Origin of the sequence: Sodalis sp. RH19 (assembly GCF_047324215.1) — a bacterium.
GTDB lineage: Bacteria > Pseudomonadota > Gammaproteobacteria > Enterobacterales > Enterobacteriaceae > Acerihabitans.
The window spans coordinates 1,060,594-1,079,878 of the sequence record NZ_CP178734.1 but is presented as its reverse complement, the minus strand read 5'-3'; the positions used below and the strand labels follow the sequence as shown (position 1 = coordinate 1,079,878).

General features: G+C 52.7%; 20 protein-coding genes and 1 pseudogene. 6 read left to right on the top strand and 15 right to left on the bottom strand.

Features of this window, described 5'->3' with window-relative positions:
* Positions 1–17: 17 nt before the first annotated feature.
* The 4 genes from ACL2XF_RS04865 to ACL2XF_RS04850 all read right to left on the bottom strand — a co-directional run bounded on the left by ACL2XF_RS04865 (position 18) and on the right by ACL2XF_RS04850 (position 3,634).
* Positions 18–374: a DUF305 domain-containing protein gene (locus tag ACL2XF_RS04865; RefSeq protein WP_413728137.1), complete on the bottom strand. Its 357-nt coding sequence runs from the start codon at positions 372–374 to the stop codon at positions 18–20.
* Between the two features lie 108 nt (positions 375–482).
* The gene (locus tag ACL2XF_RS04860; RefSeq protein ID WP_413723106.1) at positions 483–908 is read right to left on the bottom strand and encodes a copper-binding protein; all 426 of its coding nucleotides are present in this window, start codon (positions 906–908) and stop codon (positions 483–485) included.
* Between the two features lie 607 nt (positions 909–1,515).
* Positions 1,516–2,961, bottom strand: a complete 1,446-nt coding sequence (locus ACL2XF_RS04855) for a Cu(+)/Ag(+) sensor histidine kinase (RefSeq protein WP_413723107.1) — start codon at positions 2,959–2,961, stop codon at positions 1,516–1,518.
* Positions 2,951–3,634 (bottom strand): copper/silver response regulator transcription factor, encoded by a 684-nt coding sequence (locus tag ACL2XF_RS04850; RefSeq protein ID WP_413728136.1) that lies wholly within the window; start codon positions 3,632–3,634, stop codon positions 2,951–2,953. Before ACL2XF_RS04850 ends, ACL2XF_RS04855 begins: the two co-directional genes overlap by 11 nt.
* A gap of 502 nt (positions 3,635–4,136) precedes the next feature.
* On the opposite strand from ACL2XF_RS04850, the gene ACL2XF_RS04845 reads away from it, so the two are divergent.
* Entirely contained in the window at positions 4,137–4,988 is an 852-nt protein-coding gene (locus ACL2XF_RS04845) for an aldo/keto reductase (protein WP_413723109.1), read from the top strand.
* A gap of 399 nt (positions 4,989–5,387) precedes the next feature.
* Here ACL2XF_RS04845 and ACL2XF_RS04840 read toward each other — a convergent pair whose 3' ends face one another.
* The 7 genes from ACL2XF_RS04840 to ACL2XF_RS04810 all read right to left on the bottom strand — a co-directional run bounded on the left by ACL2XF_RS04840 (position 5,388) and on the right by ACL2XF_RS04810 (position 11,676).
* On the bottom strand, positions 5,388–6,623 hold the full coding sequence (locus tag ACL2XF_RS04840; RefSeq protein ID WP_413728135.1) for an MFS transporter: 1,236 nt from the start codon (positions 6,621–6,623) through the stop codon (positions 5,388–5,390).
* Between the two features lie 809 nt (positions 6,624–7,432).
* Entirely contained in the window at positions 7,433–7,867 is a 435-nt protein-coding gene (locus ACL2XF_RS04835; RefSeq protein ID WP_413728134.1) for a copper-binding protein, read from the bottom strand.
* A 391-nt stretch (positions 7,868–8,258) separates the two neighbouring features.
* Positions 8,259–8,858 carry an NADPH-dependent F420 reductase gene (locus ACL2XF_RS04830; RefSeq protein ID WP_413728133.1) on the bottom strand — a complete coding sequence of 200 codons (600 nt, stop codon included), beginning with the start codon at positions 8,856–8,858 and terminating at the stop codon, positions 8,259–8,261.
* A 71-nt stretch (positions 8,859–8,929) separates the two neighbouring features.
* Complete coding sequence (locus tag ACL2XF_RS04825; RefSeq protein WP_413728132.1) at positions 8,930–9,343, bottom strand: nuclear transport factor 2 family protein; 414 nt, start codon at positions 9,341–9,343, stop codon at positions 8,930–8,932.
* Positions 9,340–9,981 (bottom strand): NADPH-dependent F420 reductase, encoded by a 642-nt coding sequence (locus ACL2XF_RS04820; protein WP_410014606.1) that lies wholly within the window; start codon positions 9,979–9,981, stop codon positions 9,340–9,342. The genes ACL2XF_RS04825 and ACL2XF_RS04820 overlap by 4 nt, the downstream gene beginning before the upstream one ends.
* Positions 9,982–10,053: 72 nt before the next feature.
* Positions 10,054–10,992, bottom strand: coding sequence for an SDR family oxidoreductase (locus ACL2XF_RS04815; protein WP_410014605.1), 939 nt, complete (start codon positions 10,990–10,992; stop codon positions 10,054–10,056).
* A gap of 48 nt (positions 10,993–11,040) precedes the next feature.
* Positions 11,041–11,676, bottom strand: coding sequence for an NADPH-dependent F420 reductase (locus ACL2XF_RS04810; RefSeq protein ID WP_413728131.1), 636 nt, complete (start codon positions 11,674–11,676; stop codon positions 11,041–11,043).
* 182 nt (positions 11,677–11,858) lie between these two features.
* Between ACL2XF_RS04810 and ACL2XF_RS04805 the strand changes: the two genes are divergently transcribed.
* Together ACL2XF_RS04805 and ACL2XF_RS04800 are read left to right on the top strand one after the other, a co-directional pair.
* Complete coding sequence (locus tag ACL2XF_RS04805) at positions 11,859–12,308, top strand: winged helix-turn-helix transcriptional regulator (RefSeq protein WP_413728130.1); 450 nt, start codon at positions 11,859–11,861, stop codon at positions 12,306–12,308.
* Positions 12,309–12,470: 162 nt separating this feature from the next.
* Positions 12,471–12,902 carry a hypothetical protein gene (locus ACL2XF_RS04800; RefSeq protein ID WP_413728129.1) on the top strand — a complete coding sequence of 144 codons (432 nt, stop codon included), beginning with the start codon at positions 12,471–12,473 and terminating at the stop codon, positions 12,900–12,902.
* Here ACL2XF_RS04800 and ACL2XF_RS04795 read toward each other — a convergent pair.
* Complete coding sequence (locus ACL2XF_RS04795; protein ID WP_413723116.1) at positions 12,834–13,733, bottom strand: LysR family transcriptional regulator; 900 nt, start codon at positions 13,731–13,733, stop codon at positions 12,834–12,836. The two genes, ACL2XF_RS04800 and ACL2XF_RS04795, sit on opposite strands and share 69 nt — an antisense overlap.
* Positions 13,734–13,870: 137 nt before the next feature.
* Here ACL2XF_RS04795 and ACL2XF_RS04790 point away from each other — a divergent pair, with 137 nt between their 5' ends.
* The 3 genes from ACL2XF_RS04790 to ACL2XF_RS04780 all read left to right on the top strand — a co-directional run bounded on the left by ACL2XF_RS04790 (position 13,871) and on the right by ACL2XF_RS04780 (position 16,069).
* The gene (locus ACL2XF_RS04790) at positions 13,871–14,494 is read left to right on the top strand and encodes an NADPH-dependent F420 reductase (RefSeq protein ID WP_413723117.1); all 624 of its coding nucleotides are present in this window, start codon (positions 13,871–13,873) and stop codon (positions 14,492–14,494) included.
* 40 nt (positions 14,495–14,534) lie between these two features.
* Positions 14,535–15,113, top strand: a complete 579-nt coding sequence (locus tag ACL2XF_RS04785; RefSeq protein ID WP_410014599.1) for an ester cyclase — start codon at positions 14,535–14,537, stop codon at positions 15,111–15,113.
* A 239-nt stretch (positions 15,114–15,352) separates the two neighbouring features.
* On the top strand, positions 15,353–16,069 hold the full coding sequence (locus tag ACL2XF_RS04780; RefSeq protein ID WP_410014598.1) for a DUF554 domain-containing protein: 717 nt from the start codon (positions 15,353–15,355) through the stop codon (positions 16,067–16,069).
* A 92-nt stretch (positions 16,070–16,161) separates the two neighbouring features.
* Here the strand turns inward: ACL2XF_RS04780 and ACL2XF_RS04775 are convergent.
* The 3 genes and pseudogenes from ACL2XF_RS04775 to ACL2XF_RS04765 all read right to left on the bottom strand — a co-directional run.
* A pseudogene (locus tag ACL2XF_RS04775) lies at positions 16,162–16,479 on the bottom strand (IS66 family transposase); the annotation flags it as partial.
* Positions 16,480–16,612: 133 nt separating this feature from the next.
* On the bottom strand, positions 16,613–17,476 hold the full coding sequence (locus ACL2XF_RS04770) for a helix-turn-helix domain-containing protein (protein ID WP_413728128.1): 864 nt from the start codon (positions 17,474–17,476) through the stop codon (positions 16,613–16,615).
* 89 nt (positions 17,477–17,565) lie between these two features.
* Entirely contained in the window at positions 17,566–19,251 is a 1,686-nt protein-coding gene (locus ACL2XF_RS04765; RefSeq protein ID WP_413723119.1) for an NAD-dependent malic enzyme, read from the bottom strand.
* Positions 19,252–19,285: the final 34 nt, after the last annotated feature.

The following is a 19,285-nucleotide window of genomic DNA, read 5'->3' as shown; positions in this document are numbered from 1 at the left end:
TATTAATTAACTTGTTATTATTTATTGTTATTTTTCACCCAGGTTTGCATCTGATCGATTTCCGGCTGCTGAGCGTTGATGATATCTTGCGCTAATTTCCTCATTTCAGGATCTTTACCATATTTGAGTTCAGTTTTAGCCATTTCAATGGCGCCTTGATGATGCGCGGTCATACCTTTTGCAAAGGCTACATCCGGGTTGGACGACATCATTCCCGCCATCATGTTGTCATGCATACTTTGCATTCCAGACATGTACTCTTGTGCTGCTGGCGACATTGAGGACTGATTATCCATATTCATACTTTGGCCGGCGGCGAACACAGCTACGGGAGACATCAACGCTATCACCACAACTAATAATTTCTTGTTCATTTAGTTACCTCATTATGTTAGGTATTATTAACATTATAAATATTAACGATATTTATTTTTTTGAAAGACCACAATGGCATACGAACAATTGTGGTCCTATAATGAAACTCAATTCATTTTCTTCAAATGTTCATCAGCCATTTGCTGATGGACTTCTGAAAATCCATTTTTACCGTTCTCGTGTATGACAGCTGCTTTTTCATGCTCATTCATATCCTTGAAGGGCTGGGCCGTCACCGGTTTTTTCACTTCCTGGTTATTACCCATCATTTTTTTGTGCTGCTCAGCCATATACTGATGGGCTTGGGATTGTCCATTTTTCGTGGATTCATGAATATTAGCTGCTTCCTCATGTTGGTCCTGCTGCAGCTTGCCAGCAGCAATCTTATTTTGTTCTGGGGATTTTTTCACCATCAATTGATGGGCCTGCGCGCTACTGTTATTAACAGACTCATGCACATTGCCATCACTCGCAGCATAAGCACTCGTAGCAAAAACTAAGGCCATTGCGGTAGTCAAAATAATTTTTTTCATCTTAAATTCTCCAATTATGGATACTTCAGCGTTCAGATGGGTAGAGACCTAGTATCCGAAGTTTTATTTCCAGAAGCTGACTCATTTGTTAAAAAAATTGTTATAGCTCAATAATCAGGGCTAAGGATAAATTATTCAGCACGCTGTGCCGCCAAAAGAATTAACCGTTAACTCATATATTATCTCAGGATGCTTGCAAGTTAAGACTAATTATATAACGCGAATTCTGTTTAACACGTGACTGCATGATGACATTTTTGTCATTCTTGATAGTTAAAACATATATACAATTCAATATGTTACAATTATAGTGTTACAGACTTATCCTTAATCCGCCAAAAACAAACGAGGGTGCGCTGAGTGACTGCGTTGCGCATGGAATTTACAGCATTTTATCTTGCTCAAGGGAGCCGATGACTCCGGCGCATCGCCGGAGTCAATCACTCGGTGTTGAATGATTAATTAACCGGTAACTTCAATAAAACGCATTCATCCCCTTCACCAACGACACACCTAAACTAAATCACAATAGATCAGAGTAAAGAAAATAATCAATATGGACACAAGTTTATTATTTCGAGTGTCATTAAAGATTTGCTGAATATGGCTATTTTGGCAAGCTTATTATAAACTTTGTTGATATAACATCGGAGGTAACGGATATCTTACCTTGATGCGCGCCAATAATAGATTTCACAATGGCTAAACCGATACCACTACCATCGCTGCTTCTTTGTCTCGAAGGATCGACACGGTAAAAACGGTCGAAAAGCCGCGGCAGATGCTCGGCGGGTATGGGGGTACCTGGGTTTTCAACAACTAGCTGTACATCATCGATAGTATCCGTCACGCTCACTGTGACTGAATGGCCTGGGGACGTATAACGTACGGCATTTGACAGCAGGTTACTGATAACGCGGCGTAGCATCAGAGGGTCGCCTTTTACCAATAATGGACTGCCAATGAAGTGCAAGCTTACCCCGCGTTCTTCAGCTAACGCTTCAAAAAAATCGAATACTTTGATAATTTCTTTTTTGAGATCAATAGAAACACATTCAGGGATAAGTAAGTTATTATCGGCCTGAGCAAGGAATAACATGTCATTCACCATATTTGCCATTCGAGAAAATTCTTCCAGATTTGAATAAAGAATATCCTGATACTCCTTTGATGAACGAGTCTGGCTAAGTGTAATCTCCGTTTGCGTCACCAAGTTAGTAATCGGGGTCCGTATCTCATGGGCAATATCCGCGGAAAAATTTGACTGGCGAGTGAAAACATCTTCAATTCTGCCAATCATGTGATTAAATGACACAATGAGTTGTTCTAGTTCAATGGGTACTTTCGTTGACAATAATCTCACATGCAAATTTTCTGAAGTGATGCTTTTTATCTTTCTGCTTACACGTCTAAGCGGTGCATGCCCTTGATAAACAGCAAATAATACAACCAGTACAATAATCATACTGAACAAGAGCGCGGTGATTATCAGTTTATATTTCAGCTCTTGGATGTAGTGCAAATGGAAGTCGATGGAAAGTGCAATAAGAAGTGTATATCTTGTCGTTTTACCGTTAACGAAGGTACTGACAGGTAGTGCCACAACGCGATAACTGGCCGCTTCCATTTTGCTGTTATTGATAACGGCTTCCCCTGTGGATTCATCTTGCCACATGATAATATTATTGGCATTAATTTTATCGAAAGCAGGAAGTAATGCTCTTATCTTAGTAAAATCAGGGCCGTCCGTGGATTGATAAATAACCTGATTTTTATCATTTGCGAGATTGACGAAGATATTTTTATGATTAACAATTGCGTTAATGATTTTATCTAAGCGTATGTTTTCAGATTCTTCTTTCTCGCTGAGTATATTAGCCAAGGTCGCGCTGATTTGTTTTAAATCGGCTATATCCTGCTCGCCAAAATGCCTTTCGACAGAATTGATCATAATCCAGGTGAAGACGAAAAAAGCGGCAATGGTTGTCAAGCTGATAAAGAAGGTTAACCGGAAGGCCAGAGAGAAAGGGCGTTGCATCGGCTTAATCAGCATCCGGCACCTCTAGTACATAACCTACGCCGCGTACTGTCTGGATAAGTTTTGGCGTAAAATCATTATCTATTTTCGCCCGCAGGCGTTTAACAGCAACATCAATTGCGTTTGTATCGCTATCAAAGTTCATATCCCAAACCTGGGAAGCAATCAAGGAACGAGGCAATACTTCCCCAGTATGACGGATAAAAAACTCTAAAAGTGTAAACTCTTTACTGGTCAGTATAATTTTCACACCGCCCCGGGTTACCCGCCGTGTGACCAAATCCAACGTCAAATCCGCAATGCGAAACTGGCTTTCAGCAATAACGGTGGTACCCCGTCGCAACAAAGTGCGTACCCGCGCCAAGAGTTCAGCAAACGCAAAGGGTTTAATCAAATAATCGTCGGCCCCCAATTCAAGTCCTTTTACCCGATGCTCCACTGTGCCCAATGCGGTCAAAAGTAAAATCGGCATGCCCTTTTCCGCTGAACGCAGCATTTTGACAATATCCCATCCATTAACATCAGGCAGCATGATATCAAGGATCACTAAATCATACTCCGCTGTCATTGCAAGGTGATAGCCTGTCATACCGTTATCCGCTAAATCAACAATAAAACCAGCCTCTGTTAATCCCTTGCAGAGATATTCTCCTGTCTTCACCTCATCTTCAACAACCAATAATTTCACGCATCCTCCGACACAACGACGTTGTTACATCATTCTAGTGAGCCGATAGCCGATATCAATAGACGATCACTAAAATGACAGCATTGTCATCGTTTTGTCATGCGTTAATCAGATTAGGCCAATTTATGTCTGTCCATAATAATCTTTAAGGGTCCAGTCCATTCGGGCGGCGAGGCCGTGTTGATCTGCCTCGCGTCCGTGCCAGGCCGGGCATTAATGACATGGTGCATATTACGCGGTTAAACGCTGTTTACTTTAACATGCACTTCTCCTTGATTGGCGAACATTCATTCAAATTCCAATCGCTGGCCGATTAAAGCTCTGCCCCTGGCCCCCCAGAAGGTACGCCGCGAGAAATGGTTATTATCACTGCTATTTATTAATCCAGCTAATAAAGCCATGCGGATTACAACCACTAATCTCATAACGACATCTACGCTATCCTTATAAAATAGATAGACAAAGATTTTCACATTTTCATATTTTCACAGAGGATAACGCTATGCAAACCCTAACATTGAATAACGGAATTGAGATGCCCTTGATTGGGTTTGGTGTTTTTCAGATGACTGACGCAGCGGAGTGCGAGCGTGCTGTCATTTCCGCCATTGAAACCGGTTATCGTCTAATCGATACAGCAGCCTCTTATCAGAATGAAACCCAGGTCGGTAACGCATTAAAACAAAGTGGCATTGCGCGCAACGAGCTATTTATCACCACCAAACTTTGGTTGCAGGACACCAGTTATGACGGCGCCAAGGCGCAGTTTGAGCGTTCACTTAATCGACTCCAGCTTGATTATGTCGATTTATATTTAATCCATCAGCCCTATGGTGATGTCCACGGTGCATGGCGGGCAATGGAAGAACTGAATCAGACTGGAAAAATTCGCGCCATAGGCGTAAGCAACTTTCATCCCGATCGCCTGGCGGACTTAATGGCATTCAATAAAATCCCCCCGGCAGTCAATCAGGTCGAGGTCAATCCGTTCAATCAGCAACTTCAGGCGGTCCCCTGGATGAAAAGTCGTGGCATCCAGCCAGAAGCCTGGGCGCCATTTGCGGAAGGACGCAACGGACTTTTTCAAAATCCAGTATTAACGAAAATAGGGGCGAAATACGGTAAAAGTGTCGGACAGGTGATATTGCAATGGCTTTATCAGCGCGGCATTGTTTCTCTGGCAAAAACAGTTAGAAAAGAACGTATGGCAGAAAATATTAATGTACTTGATTTCGAACTGAACACCGATGAAATGACTCATGTCGCAGCAATGGACACCGCGACCAGCGCTTTCTTTTCGCATCGTGACCCGGCAATGGTGGAATGGCTGGCTACGCGCAAGCTGGATGTCTAAGCCGAACTCAGAACAGAAATTTTCCGACTTAAATCTGCTAAGAGTGCATGCTTATTAGCGGGGCGCCCCGGCCAAATACGTATCCAACGCGGAACAAGGTGTGAAACAAAGGGCATCCTGCCTGGTTGATGTGCGCCGTCATCTCCTGCACGACATGGCACAAAACGGGCAATGAGCAGGCATGTCACTAATCCGACCGCGCCCGCCAAGGCAAACACGAAATGCCAGCTGAAAAGCTGGCCAATCCATAAGCCCAGCGGAACCCCCACCCGTATGGCCACAGCCAGGCCCGGCATCATCCGGCTTAATGCGCTGCCGCGCCACTAAAGAGCTACTGCCTTCTGATATGACGCCGCTGCGGCCGTCATGCCAGGCCTTCGTGGCAGCCTTCGTCAGCGATCAACCGTCTTGTCGGCGTCGTCGCTGCGGATGCAGAAGTATCAGGAACAGCATCAGGGCGATCGCGACCAGGAGAGCAAGCCCGGCGAACGCAATACGATAGCCAAGGAGGCTAATCGACACGCCGAGCAGCACGGCGCCGAGTCCGTAGCCGATGTCGGCGGTGGCAAAAAATGTCGCGCTGGCAACCCCGCGGCGGTCCTCGGGTGCAATGGCATATGTGATGGACTGCAGGAGCGGCAGTGCCACCCCGTAGCCGAGGCCGAACAGCGCGGCCGAGGTCAGGAAGACGGTGAGACCGTCTGCCCAGCCGAGGACGAGAAGTCCGGCAAGCATCGCGGCGACGCCGGGAACGAACACGATTGTCGCGCCGAAGCGGTCGGTTATCCGTCCGACGCCAAGGCGTACGACGAGAAGGGCGAGGGCGAAGACGGTGAAATAAAGGCCGATGTGCGTGACGCCCTGGTGGATGCCATAGGCGGCGACGTAGGCCATGATCGCCCCGTAGGGCATGACGACGAACAGGAGGACCGCACACACGCGCAGCACGCTCTTCTCGAGCAAACGCTCCCAGCCCCGCGGCGACACTACGGGATCAGGGACCGACGTCGGGAGGGAAACCTTGGATTGTCGGCACCGGCGTCGATCCCCGACCCATAGGCCGGTGATGATGGCGACCAGGCCGGAGGCGACGCTGGCGATAAACAGCCAGTTGGCGCCCCACTGCTGGTGGATCATCAGTCCGAGGTTTGGGCCGGCGGCCATGCCGATGGTATTGGCAAGCGCATAGTAGCCGATGCCCTCGCTGCGGCGAGAGGCTGGAACGAGGTCGGCGGCGACCGTCGCGGCTCCGGTTGAGGAGGCGCTGAACCCGACTCCCTGGACCAGGCGCAGGCTGATGATCACCGGGAGTATGCCGGCGACGGTGAACAATGGGGAGATGACGGCCATGATCGCCACGCCCAGCAGGTAGACGGGACGTCGACCCCAGCTGTCGGCAAGGCTGCCCCACATAAGCCGGGGCAGGAGCGATCCGACGGTATATCCGGCGACGATGACGCCGCCCGCCGCGGTGGTGCCGGCGCCGATGTCCTGCACGAACAGGGGCAGCGTCGGGGTGAGCATGAATGTCATCATATACATGAACACCGCGCTGACCAGCAGCAGGACAAACCGGGACGTCCATAGCGGGTCCCGGGCGGCGGCGCGGTGCCCCTGGCCTGTCATACTTGCCATGCAGGACCCGTCTTTCCCCCGGCGACGGAGGCCTTACTCCCACACAATGGAGCGCCCCCCCATCCCATGCCCGCCATTTTCAATAGCGTTGGACGGCCAGACTCGGCGGGCAGAGATCCCCAATTGGCTTCGTTACATTGAATACACACAATAAGTTTCCATCAATCAATTCGGGGGTCGTAAAAACGCGCCTCATGTGCCCCTCAGCTTTAAAAAAGCCGGCGGCCTGGCGTAAGAGACGAAGCTTTGAATGCAATGCTGCGCAAGTAGCACGACAGCGCTGGACGCGGTGGCTCCGTCACTGAAAAGCCTACAAGCACTTGGCCCCCTCGTTAAGGCCATAATCCCGCATGCCCTATTGAACTGAATTCATGAATACACAACGGATAGCGTTTCCCGCGTGGCAGATCCCGCAACGTGCCAGCGAATGGCATAACACGGCGACTCAGCGAAAATGAAAGAGAGCTTAATGGCGATGGCCCGGTAGTCAGCGTGAACGCCGGCAGCTTAGTCTGCTGCGTGACGGGGATCGGTGGTTGAGTGATGACTATCGAACCTGGCAATTTTTAATGACCCGGGCGCGCGCCGGCTTACTTTGCATGCAAGCGCACTCTTTCTTTATGCTAACAGCATCACTCCCCCACCCCTAGCTGCGCCAAGAAAAAAGAAAGTGAGAGATTACTCATGGGGTAACACGTTTTTAAAAACCCTCTTCAGCAGGGGACCATGTTAAAAGAGCCTCTGAATCAGAGGCTCTTGCCATCATGAAAAAACATTTAAATGAGGGTGCTCAGATTTGCAGTTTGCGATCAGTTGGTTTTATCCTGGCCGCGATGCTGCTCGGCCTGCTGCTCATGAATAATCGATGATTGACCATTATTGGATTTTTCATGAGCGACGGCGGCCTTTTCATGCTCGCTCATGTCAGTAAAGGTTTTTGACGTGGCAGTGTCACCCGGCGCCTTGTTTTTTATCTGCTTTTTGTGCATTTCCGCCATACTCTGATGGACAGGGGAATTACTATTTTTTAGATTTTCATGTGACAGCGCGGCTTTACCATGTTCATCCATATCCATCGTTTTCGGATCAGTTCCCTGGATTGCGGCATCCTGCTTTGATGACATCATCTGATGTGCCGGTGCCTGGGCATTATTTATCTGGTCATGCACATCCACGGTTTCAGCTGCCCATGCGGAAGAAGCGAAGATCATGGCAACAGCGAGGGTAATAAGATTTTTTTTCATAGTTCATACTCTCCAGTAACAAACAGTAGATGGTTAGCGTTTCATGATCGGAATCCGGGATGTCTACCCGCGGTTTATTTATGACTCGCAACCCCAGTTTTTATTTCAGTCCAGGTCTTAAGCGAAACGTCTCATTCCACTGTTATCCTGATTTACGATTGAGTATAAAGATCTGGTTCTGTTTAACGCGTGACGGGATGATGACAATTTTGTCACCCGGCATCAGCGTTAATCTGCTGTTTATCCAGCACCGGGAAAGAGAGGCTTCACTTTCCGTCATCGCAATATCTGGCTAGAAAAAGCATATTGCTGCTCATTCCGGATAGTCGTTTAAGCGCTTCAAGATTAGCGAAAAGTGGCAGGATCGCATCGACATGTGCTTCCCGTTTCATCAGTCGAACTTGACCAGGTCCTTTAAGATCAGTTGACCCCAGCCTTTTTCCCGCGCCTGCACCAGCAGGCCACCTTTCGCCAGGGCGCCAAGTGAGATCGGAGCAAAACCGAGCTTCTCCGCCAGTGCCGCTATCTCTGCTGCTGCGCTGTCGTCGTCGCTCGCGAGGAACACGGCCCTCTTGCCACCATGGACGGCCGGATCCTGCCCAAGAACGGAAGCGCCCAGATGGTTGAAACCCTTGACGACTTTTCCACCCATGAAAGCCTGCGCGACGACCGCGGCCGAAGCCTGTCCTTTCAGTTCCTCGGCGAGCACGCCGTAGGCGTTGGTCACATCGACGATGGTCTTTCCCTGCCAGGTCGACAATGTTTTCGCGACATCCGGGTGCGATTCGTAACGGACGGCCAAAAAGATGATGTCTGCCTTGATGGCTTGCGCCAGTGTGGTGGGAATGACCGTGGGTCCGATTGCGGCAGCATCGGCAGCAAAACGTTCCGGATCGCGCGTGGTAGCAACCAATACGTCGATGCCGCTGCGGGCGAAGGCTTTGGCCAGCGCCTGGCCAAGTTTGCCGAAGCCGATAATTGCATACGTCATCAGTGCTCCTTGTTTGTTAGATCTAAGCCAGGCCGCCGTCGACGGCGACCGCGCTGGCCGTTATGCCCGGGTCAGCCAAGGTTTGCAGCCGCCATCCCGGCCGCCCGTGCCAGTGCCAGCGTGTCGATATACTCCCGGATGTGCGTCACCTTGCCATCTTGCACCGTCATGGCGAAGACAAAATGGTCCACGAACGCCTTGTTCGTGGCCTTTATTTTTCCCGTGCTCAAACCCACGATCAGGACGCGGTCGGCCTGCGCGATAAATTCGAGGGGCGCAGAAATGGACGTTTCCACCCTGTCAGCGGCCTTGTGAAAAAAATCAGCCAACCCCGTATGCCCGCAGTACGTGCCGGCCAGCGGCCACTCGCCCGGAATGACCCACTCGACATCGTCGTCCGTCAACGCCAGCACACCTTGCAGATCGCCGCGGCCCAGTGCTGCAAAGAGTGCCTTCACGATCTGCACGTTCCCTTGCGTGCTCATCGCGCCAATCCGATATCGACGTGCATGGCAATATCGAACGTGCCGGCGCCGTTTTTTGCCAGGCCGATCATCAAGAGGCCAAGCGATTCGAGCGTCTGGGCCATATGCAGGGCACCAATGTCCAAAGGCCGCAGGCCGAGACTCCCGAGGAAAGTCGCAACGCGGGCCTTGGCTTGCCCATCGTCGCCTGCGATGAACGCGTCGAGCCGCCCCCCCTTGGCAAGCACAGGGCCGAAGAGAGTGTTGAACGCTTTCACGACATGCGCACCGGCGGGGAGGCCTTTGGCCGTCTCCTGCGCGCCGGAACTGCCGTTGGGGGACACGAGGCCCGAGAGGTCGGGTGCGATAGGGTTGGTGATGTCGATGATCACCTTGCCGCCCAGCGCCGCCCCGAAATCGGCCACCACCGACGCCGCACTGCCGTATGGCACGGCGAGGATGACGATGTCGCCCTTGGGTGCGGCGCCGTACGTCCCGGTGGTCGCGCCAGCGCCAAGCTTATCGGCAAACGCCTGCGCCTTGGACGGGTCGCGGCCGATCACCTCGACGGTGTGCCCAGCCTTGATGGTACGGCCCGCGATTGCCGTGGCCATGCCGCCGGCGCCGATGATGCTGATAGTGCTGATGGGAGTGCTCATATTGTTTCCTCGTCAGTTAACAGGTTGCTCGTCATGTATTACCGGGACATCGCCCCGGTAATACAGCGCGCGTCAGGCGGTCGGGAAATAGTGGCCGTTATCCATATCGGCGAACAGGTCGGGCTGAGTAGGTTCCCAGCCCAGAGCCTGCCGGGTGATAAGGCTTGATGCCGGGAGATCGAGCGTGACCAGATTTGCCAGGAAGCCAAAGTAGCCCGGCAACATCAGCACGTCCGCGGGAATGCTCACGGCCGGCACGTTCAGGCGGCTGCCAATGGCCTCGGCGATGGCGCGGAACGGGATGCCCTCACTCTCGACCCCATGCCAATATTTGCCCGCCTCACCCTTCTCCAGCGCCAGGCGGAACAAGATGGCGAGGTCACGGGCGTGTACGGCCGGCCACAGGTTCGCGCCTTCTCCCGGATAACCGATGACGCCCTTCTCCTTCGCCAGCCCGATCAACAATGGCAGGAAGGCGACGTCGGTCGTGCTGTGCGCGATGGTCGGGATCCGCACGATCGACGACCGCACGCCCCGCTCGGCGAGGCCGATGACGGCGAGATCGACGACGTTACGCACCCGCAGGGTCCCCTTGTACGCATCGCCGCCGGGAAGTGACGGGTCCTCCTCGGTGGCTGGCCGGCCCAGTTTTTCCCAGCCGGGCGCGCCGATGCTCCCCGACACGACCAGCGGCTTGCCGCTTCCCGCCAGCGCCTCCCCGTACGCGAGCATGATCTGGCGTTCCGCGGCGGCCACGGCGTCGATCCCGCCGGAGGGAAGCAGGTCTTGCCTGTGGGCGACGTGAATGACGCCGTCGGCGTCCGCCGCCGCCGCCTTGAGTCCCTCAAGGTCGGAAATATCTCCGCGCCGCACCTTGGCGCCAAGTGCGGCCACCGCCTCTGCGGCTTTATCCGAGCGGGCCAGGCCGGTAACGTCGTGTCCGGCCGCGATCAGTTCAGGGATGATGTACGAACCGATATGGCCGGTTCCTCCAGTAACTAAAACGCGCATGGTGCTGTTCCCTGTCAGTGAGATGAAAAAATAGCGCTACGGGTGAGCTCAGCCGGGAAGGCTGACCCCGATTGAAAAGTGGGTGTGCTTGATGGCGTGGGCGAGCAGGCCCAGCGACAGCAGGCAGACGTGTTCCAGCGTCCGCGCCATGGGCAGCAGTCCGATATCCATCGGGCGCAGCCCGAGGCTTTCAATGAATACCGCGATATGCCCCTTCGCCCGCGCGTCATCGCCCGCGATGAAGACGTCTAGCGAGCGCCCCTGGAAGGAGCCGGCGGCCAGGACCTGGGAAAACAGGGTGTTGAATGCCTTGACGACAACGGCGTCCGAAGGCGCGGCCTTCATGATCTCCCGCGCGCCGAAGCTGTCGCCAGGTGTCACAAAGCTCGTGAGGTCGGCGGCGACGGGGTTGGTGATGTCGACCAGGAGCTTGCCTGCCAGCTTGTCACCGTATTGCTTCACGACGTCCAGAACGGCGGAGTACGGAACCGCCAGGATGACAATATCCCCGGCCGGGGCGGCGCCGAACGTGCCTATGATCGCGCCGGCGCCAATCTGCCCGGCCAGCGCCCGCGCCTTGGCGGCGTCGCGGCTCATCACCTCGACGGTGTGTCCGGCCTTGGCGGCCAGGCCGCCGATCGCTGCGGCCATGCCGCCTGAGCCGATGATGCTGATAGTGCTCATGTGCAGTTTCCTTAGTGATAGAAGGCTAATCATTCATGGCTTGCCGGCGGCGATCCGGTGACCGCGTTCAACATACAAACCATGGTAGCCATATCACTTGTAATAAGCAAGTATTGTTACTTGTAAAAAGAAAGTAATCATAACATTTGCTTGCGATATGCAAGCAATGTTAATATTTCACCATGAAAACAACAGATAAAGAAATCAGGTCCCACTGCGCGGTAAACTACGGCGTGGAGATCTTCGGCGACCGGTGGTCGCTCTTGATCATTCGCGACATCGTTTTTGCCGGTAAGAAGACCTACGGCGAGTTCCTGAAATCGGAAGAGGGGATCGCGACCAATGTCCTTGCTTCCCGCCTTGCCTTTCTTGAGGCGCAAGGCATTCTCTCGCGGGCGCCCAGCCCCAATGACGGGCGCAAGGACTTCTATACGCTGACCGAGAAAGGCCTGGACCTCATTCCCATCATGCTGAGCATTGTCCTGTGGAGCGCGCAGCACGATGCGAAGTCATACGTGCGGGGACAAAAGGAGTTCATTGCGAGAATCAGTCAGCATCCCGTGCAAGTAAGCGAAGAGGTGAAGGCACAGGTTCGCAATGGCGGATGCATATTCCCCGATGGCAACGGGTGAGCAGGACGGCAAGCATGCCTGTTAACTCCCGCAAACGCTGTGCGCACGCGAGCAGCGTTTTATTCTGGGCCTGCCCGAGATGCTGGACAACGGCCATGACTTCCCCGCCCCGCCAGCCAGGTTAAACGATAGGGAATACCCTAACTCACGCGGAAAATACCCATGAGAGCGGAATCTGGTCGATGCCGGGGAACCGGTGTCAGGCTGGGCTGGGGTTTGAACGAACTGGCTAAGATGAGCTACTGCCATATTGCAGCCAAGATTCGTCATCCTTTCGAAACCCTGTTTGCCGCGACTTATGAAACGATTGATATATCAACGCTGCGCGGCAGGGAAGTCTATTTCCTTGACAGGATTGCCTCTGATCAACTGGTCAGGGTCGTGCCCACGATCGATAGGCCTAAGCCTCTCTATGCTATGGCCAATGGCAAAGCCATTCTATCCCATTCTCCCGCCCTGGAGTTGGCGCTGAGCGCGGTGCAAACAGAGTGCCAGTCGATCCTGGGAATCAGGAATAGAGAAGGCTTACCGATGCGGGAATTCGCCCCAGACTTCCACCAGATAATCAATGAAAACCCGCATTTTTGCCGGTAGGAACCGGCGGCTGACATAAACCACATACAGATTGAATTCCCCAAAACTCCATTCAGTCAGGATCCGCTGTAACTTCCCGCTGGCGATATCCTCACTTACGATAAAATCCGGCTGCGCCATAATGCCCCCGTCGGCCAACGCCAGGTGACGCAGCAGATCGCCATTGGTGGCATGCACCGTAGGCTGGATACGTACCTGGATTGCTGTTCCCGCCGCATCATAAAACTCCCAGTTATCACTTGAGCTGAGATAAGAATAGCCCAGCGTATCGTGGCCGGCGAGATCGGCGGGAGTCATGGGTACGCCGCGCTCGGCCAGGTAACCTGGCGCGGCGCAAACGATCATATTGATGCGCGCTATCTTGCGGGCAATCAAATTGGGGCTCGGGGCTCGGGTAATGCGGATGGCGAGATCAAACCCTTCATGTACTAAATCAACCACCCGATCAGAGAGATCGATATCAAACTGCAAGTCCGGATGCCGCCGATGAAACTCAGGCAATACCGGCGCTAATTGATGGATACCGAACGACAGCGGCGCACTGATGCGAAACGATCCGGACAGCCGCAGCGCGTATTGCCCCACCACAGCCTCGGTTTCGGCGATACTGGCAAGTATCTGTTGGGCACGCTCATAGAGCGCCTCGCCTGGTTCGGTTAGCGATAGCCGCCGCGTGGTGCGCTGCAGCAAGAGCGCGCCGAGATGATTCTCCAATGCCGCAATCTGGCGTGACACCGCCGCTCCCGATGTCGCCAGTTTATCCGCCGCCCTGGAAAAACCGCCTTCCTCTACCACTGTGGCAAAGACCTGCATAGCTTTGACGATATCCACTTCATTTCTCTTATTATTACGTTTTACGTAATAGTCATATTCTCATAGCGCCATTTTTCCCACCATTAAAAACGCTTATTGTATCAATTCGCTTGTTCAGTCATCGCCATCACCCCCTATACCAAAAGGAAATTGCTATGAAAATAACCGTTATCGGCGCAGGCAATATGGCCGCAGGTTTCGTCAAACAACTGACCAAAGCCGGACATCTGGTGTACATCGTCGGGCGCGACGCCGGCAAGTCCGAAGCGCTGGCTAAGCAATTCGGAGCCAAAACCACGGAACCCGCCAAGGCCGCCGGGGCGGACGTGATTATTCTCGCCACCGCCTACGGTGACGCGGTGAACGCGCTGCGCGCCCTTGGCAATCTGGACGGCAAGGTGATTATTGATATCACCAACCCGTTGAGCGCCGATTATATGTCGCTCACCCTTGGACACGTCACGTCCGCGGCCGAGGAAATCGCCAACGCCTTCCCCGGCGTCCGTCTGGTGAAAGCCTTCAACACGATATTTGCCCAGGTACTGGCCGCCGGTCCCGAGTTGGCGGGCAGCACGGTGCCGGTGTTTATCGCCGCTGACGATGCATCGGCAAAAGAAACGGTATCCACGGTGGTTCACTCGCTGGGCTTTAGCGCGATTGATGCCGGCGGATTAAAAAATGCCCGTTATCTTGAGCCGCTGGGCGGGTTGAATATCTACTTTGGCTATGGCGCCGGACTTGGCACCACCATTGCGCCGACCTGGCTTATCAACAAATAACCGGCGTCCAGACACGCTATCTAATAAGAAGAGTATTATCATGCAATTATCATCTCATGTCGTGACTGCCGCACTGGCGCTTGGGCTGGCTGTTTCCTCCGCATTTGCCGCTGATAAAGCCAAAAGCGCGAATGACGCCATACCACCGTTGATGCAGGAACTGTCGAAATATCAGAGCGCTGAAAAAAACGTTAATAACAATCTTAAAACGTTTGATACTCTCGATTTCGACGTATATACCCATCAGAAATGGGATCGCCTGCATGAAAGCCATGCCCAGGATATCCTGGTGCATTATCCTGACGGCCATACGACCAAAGGATTGGCGGCCCATATTGTTGAATTAAAGCAAACATTCGTTTTTGCGCCGGATACGCATATCAATGTGCATCCGGTGCGCTTTGGTTCGGGCGAATGGACCGGGGTCATCGGCATGATGGAGGGAACCTTCACCAAACCGATGCCTTTGGGAAACGGCAAAATGGCGGCACCCACAGGCAAGCCATTTAAGCTGACGATGGCCACCCTTGGCCATTGGACTAAAAGCGGCGTGATGGATGAAGAGTATTTGTTCTGGGACAACGCCTCGTTTATGCAGCAAATTGGATTGGCACATTAATATTATCCTAGGCGCTGGGAATTGACCCCCGGCGCAGATAAAATTGGCGATTCACGCGGCCAGTTCTTCTTCCTGGCGATTTTTCCAGCTTTTTATGTGCGTGACTTCAGCTGTATGTACACCGCTGACGCTCAGCCAGTGCACGATGGGAAGGGGTAGTCTGGTTTACCTTAATTCCTATGCCTGAAAACGACGAAAAACAAGATAACAAATCTATATAGGATAATCATGAGGATATCATGTTAGGACCATGGCTTAATAGTGCGGCAATTATCTCTGGGGGACTGCTAGGCATTTCATTCGCCAAACATGTACCAGAGCGGCTACGTGAAGGATTACCCGCAACTTTTGCGCTGGCATCGATATCGATCGGTATTGTGATGGTGATAAAAGTACAGAATATGCCGGCGGTAATTTTCGCATTGATCCTTGGAACCACATTAGGTGAATTGTTTTCCCTGGAGCATGGCGTTAAATGGGGGGCAGGAAAGCTTCAGTACTGGCTATCCCGAGTCATCAAAACCCGTAGCACTATGCCAGCAAAAGAATTCGCCCAAAGTTTTACCGCTATGATTGTCCTGTTTTGTGCCAGTGGACTAGGCATAGTCGGCGCATTGACCGAAGGATTCGAAGGTAATTATCAGCTGCTGCTGGTTAAATCGATTATGGACTTTTTTACCGCGATGATTTTTTCGATGTCACTTGGGATTACCTTAGTGATGGTGGCCATACCCCAGTTGTTAATCCAGAGCGCTTTATTTGGACTAGCGGTGTGGATTATGCCATATATGGATAAGGCGGCTTTCGCCGATTTCTCGGCCTGCGGTGGTATAATTATGATTGCCGTGGGACTTCGCATCGCACAGATTAAAATTTTTTCCGTGGTGAATTTTTTACCAGCGCTATTGTTTGTTGTGCCACTTTCTTTTGTATGGAGGGCACTGATGACAGCTTGAAAAAAAATTCTCTGTCGTGCCATTTTTTTTTTGCCACTATAAAAAATTGCCGCGGCATCATAGTAGGCGACCGTCTAGCGCCGTATTGCCCCTTACTCAGCAGGGATGTCGAGGTGCCACGGCAGGAGATCTTTGATCTTGTTGATGGGATGTTCCGCGATAACTGCCAGCACATGACGCAGATACGCTTCCGGTTCCACCCCGTTTAGCTTGTGCAACGCCCGTTCACCGCCGCGGTCCGAACCGAAGAACAGGCAATTTTTGCGGCCCGGGCTCACTACCCGCAGCGCGTTTGCGGCGATATTGTTATCGATCTCCGCCCAGCCATCGCCGGCGTAGTAACACAACACCTGCCAGTGATTCATCAGATAGTTGGACGCCTTCGCCGTATCGGCCTGGCGCGACAGCGTGGTAAAGGCCCTATCAGTAACGATCGGGATCGTGCTTCGCACCCCTGCCTTCGTTACCCGGCCGGACGCCCCCGGATACAAATATCACCCGCACAGCGCATTGGGATACCGCCAGGCAAGGACAACGATGTCTTCAGCGGTATACCGGTATCAGGTATTGGCAATTCGATTGATGCAGCGTTGCTATCTCCTCTTTGCCTTGCGGATAAAAGCACTCTATATCCGGCCCCTGACGGCGCGTTAATTTCAGCTTTGGCAAATAAGTGTCATACAGCATCAAAATAAAATTCTGCAGGCCGCCCGTATCTCCGTTATAGGTAAATAGCGCGTATTCACCGCCCGCCAGTATTACCGGTTGACCTATGGGGGCATACTTTGGCTGAAGCGCAGTGGTGTAACGGAATATGACTTCCTGCCCCATTTCAGGGCTTTTATTCGGCAGTACATGATTTAGACCAAACAAGACGGACGGTAAGATCCGCGCTTGCGCCAAATAGTGAAACCAAAAATCCGTATGCAAATCGGCGCGAAAAAAAGTGCTATCCCGCCCAAGCGACCCGGTATAGCTGCTGGTGACGCCGTATAACTGCACATCCCGTAAGGTGACATAGGTGAGCGGCGGTATAGTCGCGGCGCCTGGTCGTATCGGAGGACAAATGCCAAACGACGGCCACTCCGTCGTATCGCGGTAAAAGGCGGGCGTTTGGCCAAACTGTTTTTTAAACGCCCGGGTGAAGCTCTGCCGGGAGTCAAAATGATATCTGATGGCAATATCAATAATGGGTAAATCGGTGACGCATAACGCCACCGCTGCCCGGGACAATCTGCGCGCCCGGGTATATGAACCCAGCGTCGTACCGGTTATTCTGGAAAACATACGTTGTAAATGCCATTTTGAATAACCTGATTTACTCGCAATCCGATCCATTATTAATGGCTGATCCAAGTTATTTTCCAACCAGCCCAGCAGGGCAAAAATGATGTGGGAGGGATCCATCGGCATTCCTCATAACACTCATGGGCATAAAAAAACACAAACCGGGTGCCGGACCGATAGCCCCAACCCCCAGGTGGCGCATAAACGATTTAAAAAGATGAGTGTTTATAATGGCTATAACCACCCTGCCAATAATTCTGCTCCAATGACCGGGCAAGGTCCTTTTCCGACATGACCGACGCCACGCCTTCTTCCTGGGCGGTTTTGGCCACCTTAACGGCGATCGCGCGCGATATTTGCTGAATATCATTCACCGGCGGCAGTAGCGGCCCCGCGCCGGTCATCGCCAATGGCGAAGTGGCCGCCAATGCCTGGCTGGCCGCCATCAGCATGCCATCGGTGACGCGGCTGGCGCCCGATGCAAGAATGCCCAGCCCCAGGCCAGGGAAAATATACGCATTATTGCATTGGGGAATATCATAGCGTCGATCCTGGTAAATCACCGGCGCAAACGGGCTGCCCGTCGCTATCATTGCCGCGCCTTCGGTCCAGGCGAGCACGTCCTGCGGCCGGGCCTCCGCGCGCGATGTCGGATTGGACAGCGGCATAATAATCGGCCGCGGGCAGTGGCGCAGCATTTCGTGCACGATTTCCTCAGTAAACAGCCCTGTCTGGCCGGAGACGCCGATAAGCACGCTCGGCTTGGCGTGACGCACCACGTCCAGCAGCGAGACGCTGGGTGTAGTCAGGCCCCAGCCGGCGAGCGAGGAGCGGGCGGTCACCAGCCGGCGCTGGAAATCAAGCAGGTTGGGCATATCGTCGGTCAACAGACCAAATCTATCGACCATAAAGACCTGGGCACGGGCTTCTTTTTCTCCGGCCCCTTCCGCCATCATTTGCGCGATGATATTTTCAGCAATGCCGCAGCCGGCGGAACCCGCCCCGAGGAATACGACCCGGTGATCGCGTAACCGGCCGCCCGCGGCATGGCTGGCGGCGATCAGGGTTCCCAGCGTTACCGCGGCGGTACCCTGGATATCATCGTTAAAACAGCACAGCGTATGGCGATAACGTTCAAGCAGCGGCATGGCGTTCTTTTGGGCGAAATCCTCGAACTGCAACAAGACGCGGGGCCAGCGGGTATTGACCGCCACGATAAAGGCGTCGATGAAGGCCATATATTCGTCATCGTTTATGCGCGGGTGCCGCCAGCCCATATACAGCGGGTCGTCCAGGCACTGCATATTGTTGGTTCCGACGTCCAGCATGATCGGTAACGTTTGTGCCGGATTAATGCCGCCGCAGGCGGTATATAAAGAGAGCTTGCCGATAGGAATGCCCATGCCGCCAATGCCCTGATCGCCCAACCCGAGAATGCGCTCCCCGTCGGTAACCACAATGATTCTGATATCATGTTTAGAGAAATTCTGCAGCATGTCGTCAATACGATCCCGGTCCGGATAGGCAATAAACAACCCTCTGGCGCGGCGATAGATCGCCGAAAATCGCTCGCAGGCCTCGCCAACCGTTGGGGTGTAAATAATCGGCAGCATTTCGTCAAGATGATAACGCAACAAATTATAAAACAATGTCTCGTTGGTATCCTGGATATTACGCAAATAGATATGTTTCGAAATATCCCGTTTAAATTGGCAGTATTGAGAATAAGCGCGCTCCGTTTGCTCGCCGATGGTTTCGACCTGATTCGGTAACAGTCCGCAGAGATTGAGGGCGCGACGCTCTTGTTCGGTGAAAGCCGATCCCTTATTCAGCAAGGGATTATCCAGCAGCAATGACCCGGTATAATGTGTGTACAACGTTTTGCACGATGCCATTTCACAACCCTCGCAGATAACATCAATAAATACG

Coding starts and splice junctions, on each gene's coding strand:
- ACL2XF_RS04820 (WP_410014606.1), bottom strand. CDS start 9,981: ATGAGCACTCCCATCAGCACTATCAGCATCATCGGCGCCGGCGGCATG.
- ACL2XF_RS04780 (WP_410014598.1), top strand. CDS start 15,353: ATGTTAGGACCATGGCTTAATAGTGCGGCAATTATCTCTGGGGGACTG.
- ACL2XF_RS04800 (WP_413728129.1), top strand. CDS start 12,471: ATGAGAGCGGAATCTGGTCGATGCCGGGGAACCGGTGTCAGGCTGGGC.
- ACL2XF_RS04860 (WP_413723106.1), bottom strand. CDS start 908: ATGAAAAAAATTATTTTGACTACCGCAATGGCCTTAGTTTTTGCTACG.
- ACL2XF_RS04790 (WP_413723117.1), top strand. CDS start 13,871: ATGAAAATAACCGTTATCGGCGCAGGCAATATGGCCGCAGGTTTCGTC.
- ACL2XF_RS04765 (WP_413723119.1), bottom strand. CDS start 19,251: ATGGCATCGTGCAAAACGTTGTACACACATTATACCGGGTCATTGCTG.
- ACL2XF_RS04835 (WP_413728134.1), bottom strand. CDS start 7,867: ATGAAAAAAAATCTTATTACCCTCGCTGTTGCCATGATCTTCGCTTCT.
- ACL2XF_RS04845 (WP_413723109.1), top strand. CDS start 4,137: ATGCAAACCCTAACATTGAATAACGGAATTGAGATGCCCTTGATTGGG.
- ACL2XF_RS04865 (WP_413728137.1), bottom strand. CDS start 374: ATGAACAAGAAATTATTAGTTGTGGTGATAGCGTTGATGTCTCCCGTA.
- ACL2XF_RS04805 (WP_413728130.1), top strand. CDS start 11,859: ATGAAAACAACAGATAAAGAAATCAGGTCCCACTGCGCGGTAAACTAC.
- ACL2XF_RS04770 (WP_413728128.1), bottom strand. CDS start 17,476: ATGGATCCCTCCCACATCATTTTTGCCCTGCTGGGCTGGTTGGAAAAT.
- ACL2XF_RS04815 (WP_410014605.1), bottom strand. CDS start 10,992: ATGCGCGTTTTAGTTACTGGAGGAACCGGCCATATCGGTTCGTACATC.
- ACL2XF_RS04830 (WP_413728133.1), bottom strand. CDS start 8,858: ATGACGTATGCAATTATCGGCTTCGGCAAACTTGGCCAGGCGCTGGCC.
- ACL2XF_RS04825 (WP_413728132.1), bottom strand. CDS start 9,343: ATGAGCACGCAAGGGAACGTGCAGATCGTGAAGGCACTCTTTGCAGCA.
- ACL2XF_RS04810 (WP_413728131.1), bottom strand. CDS start 11,676: ATGAGCACTATCAGCATCATCGGCTCAGGCGGCATGGCCGCAGCGATC.
- ACL2XF_RS04840 (WP_413728135.1), bottom strand. CDS start 6,623: ATGGCAAGTATGACAGGCCAGGGGCACCGCGCCGCCGCCCGGGACCCG.
- ACL2XF_RS04785 (WP_410014599.1), top strand. CDS start 14,535: ATGCAATTATCATCTCATGTCGTGACTGCCGCACTGGCGCTTGGGCTG.
- ACL2XF_RS04855 (WP_413723107.1), bottom strand. CDS start 2,961: ATGCTGATTAAGCCGATGCAACGCCCTTTCTCTCTGGCCTTCCGGTTA.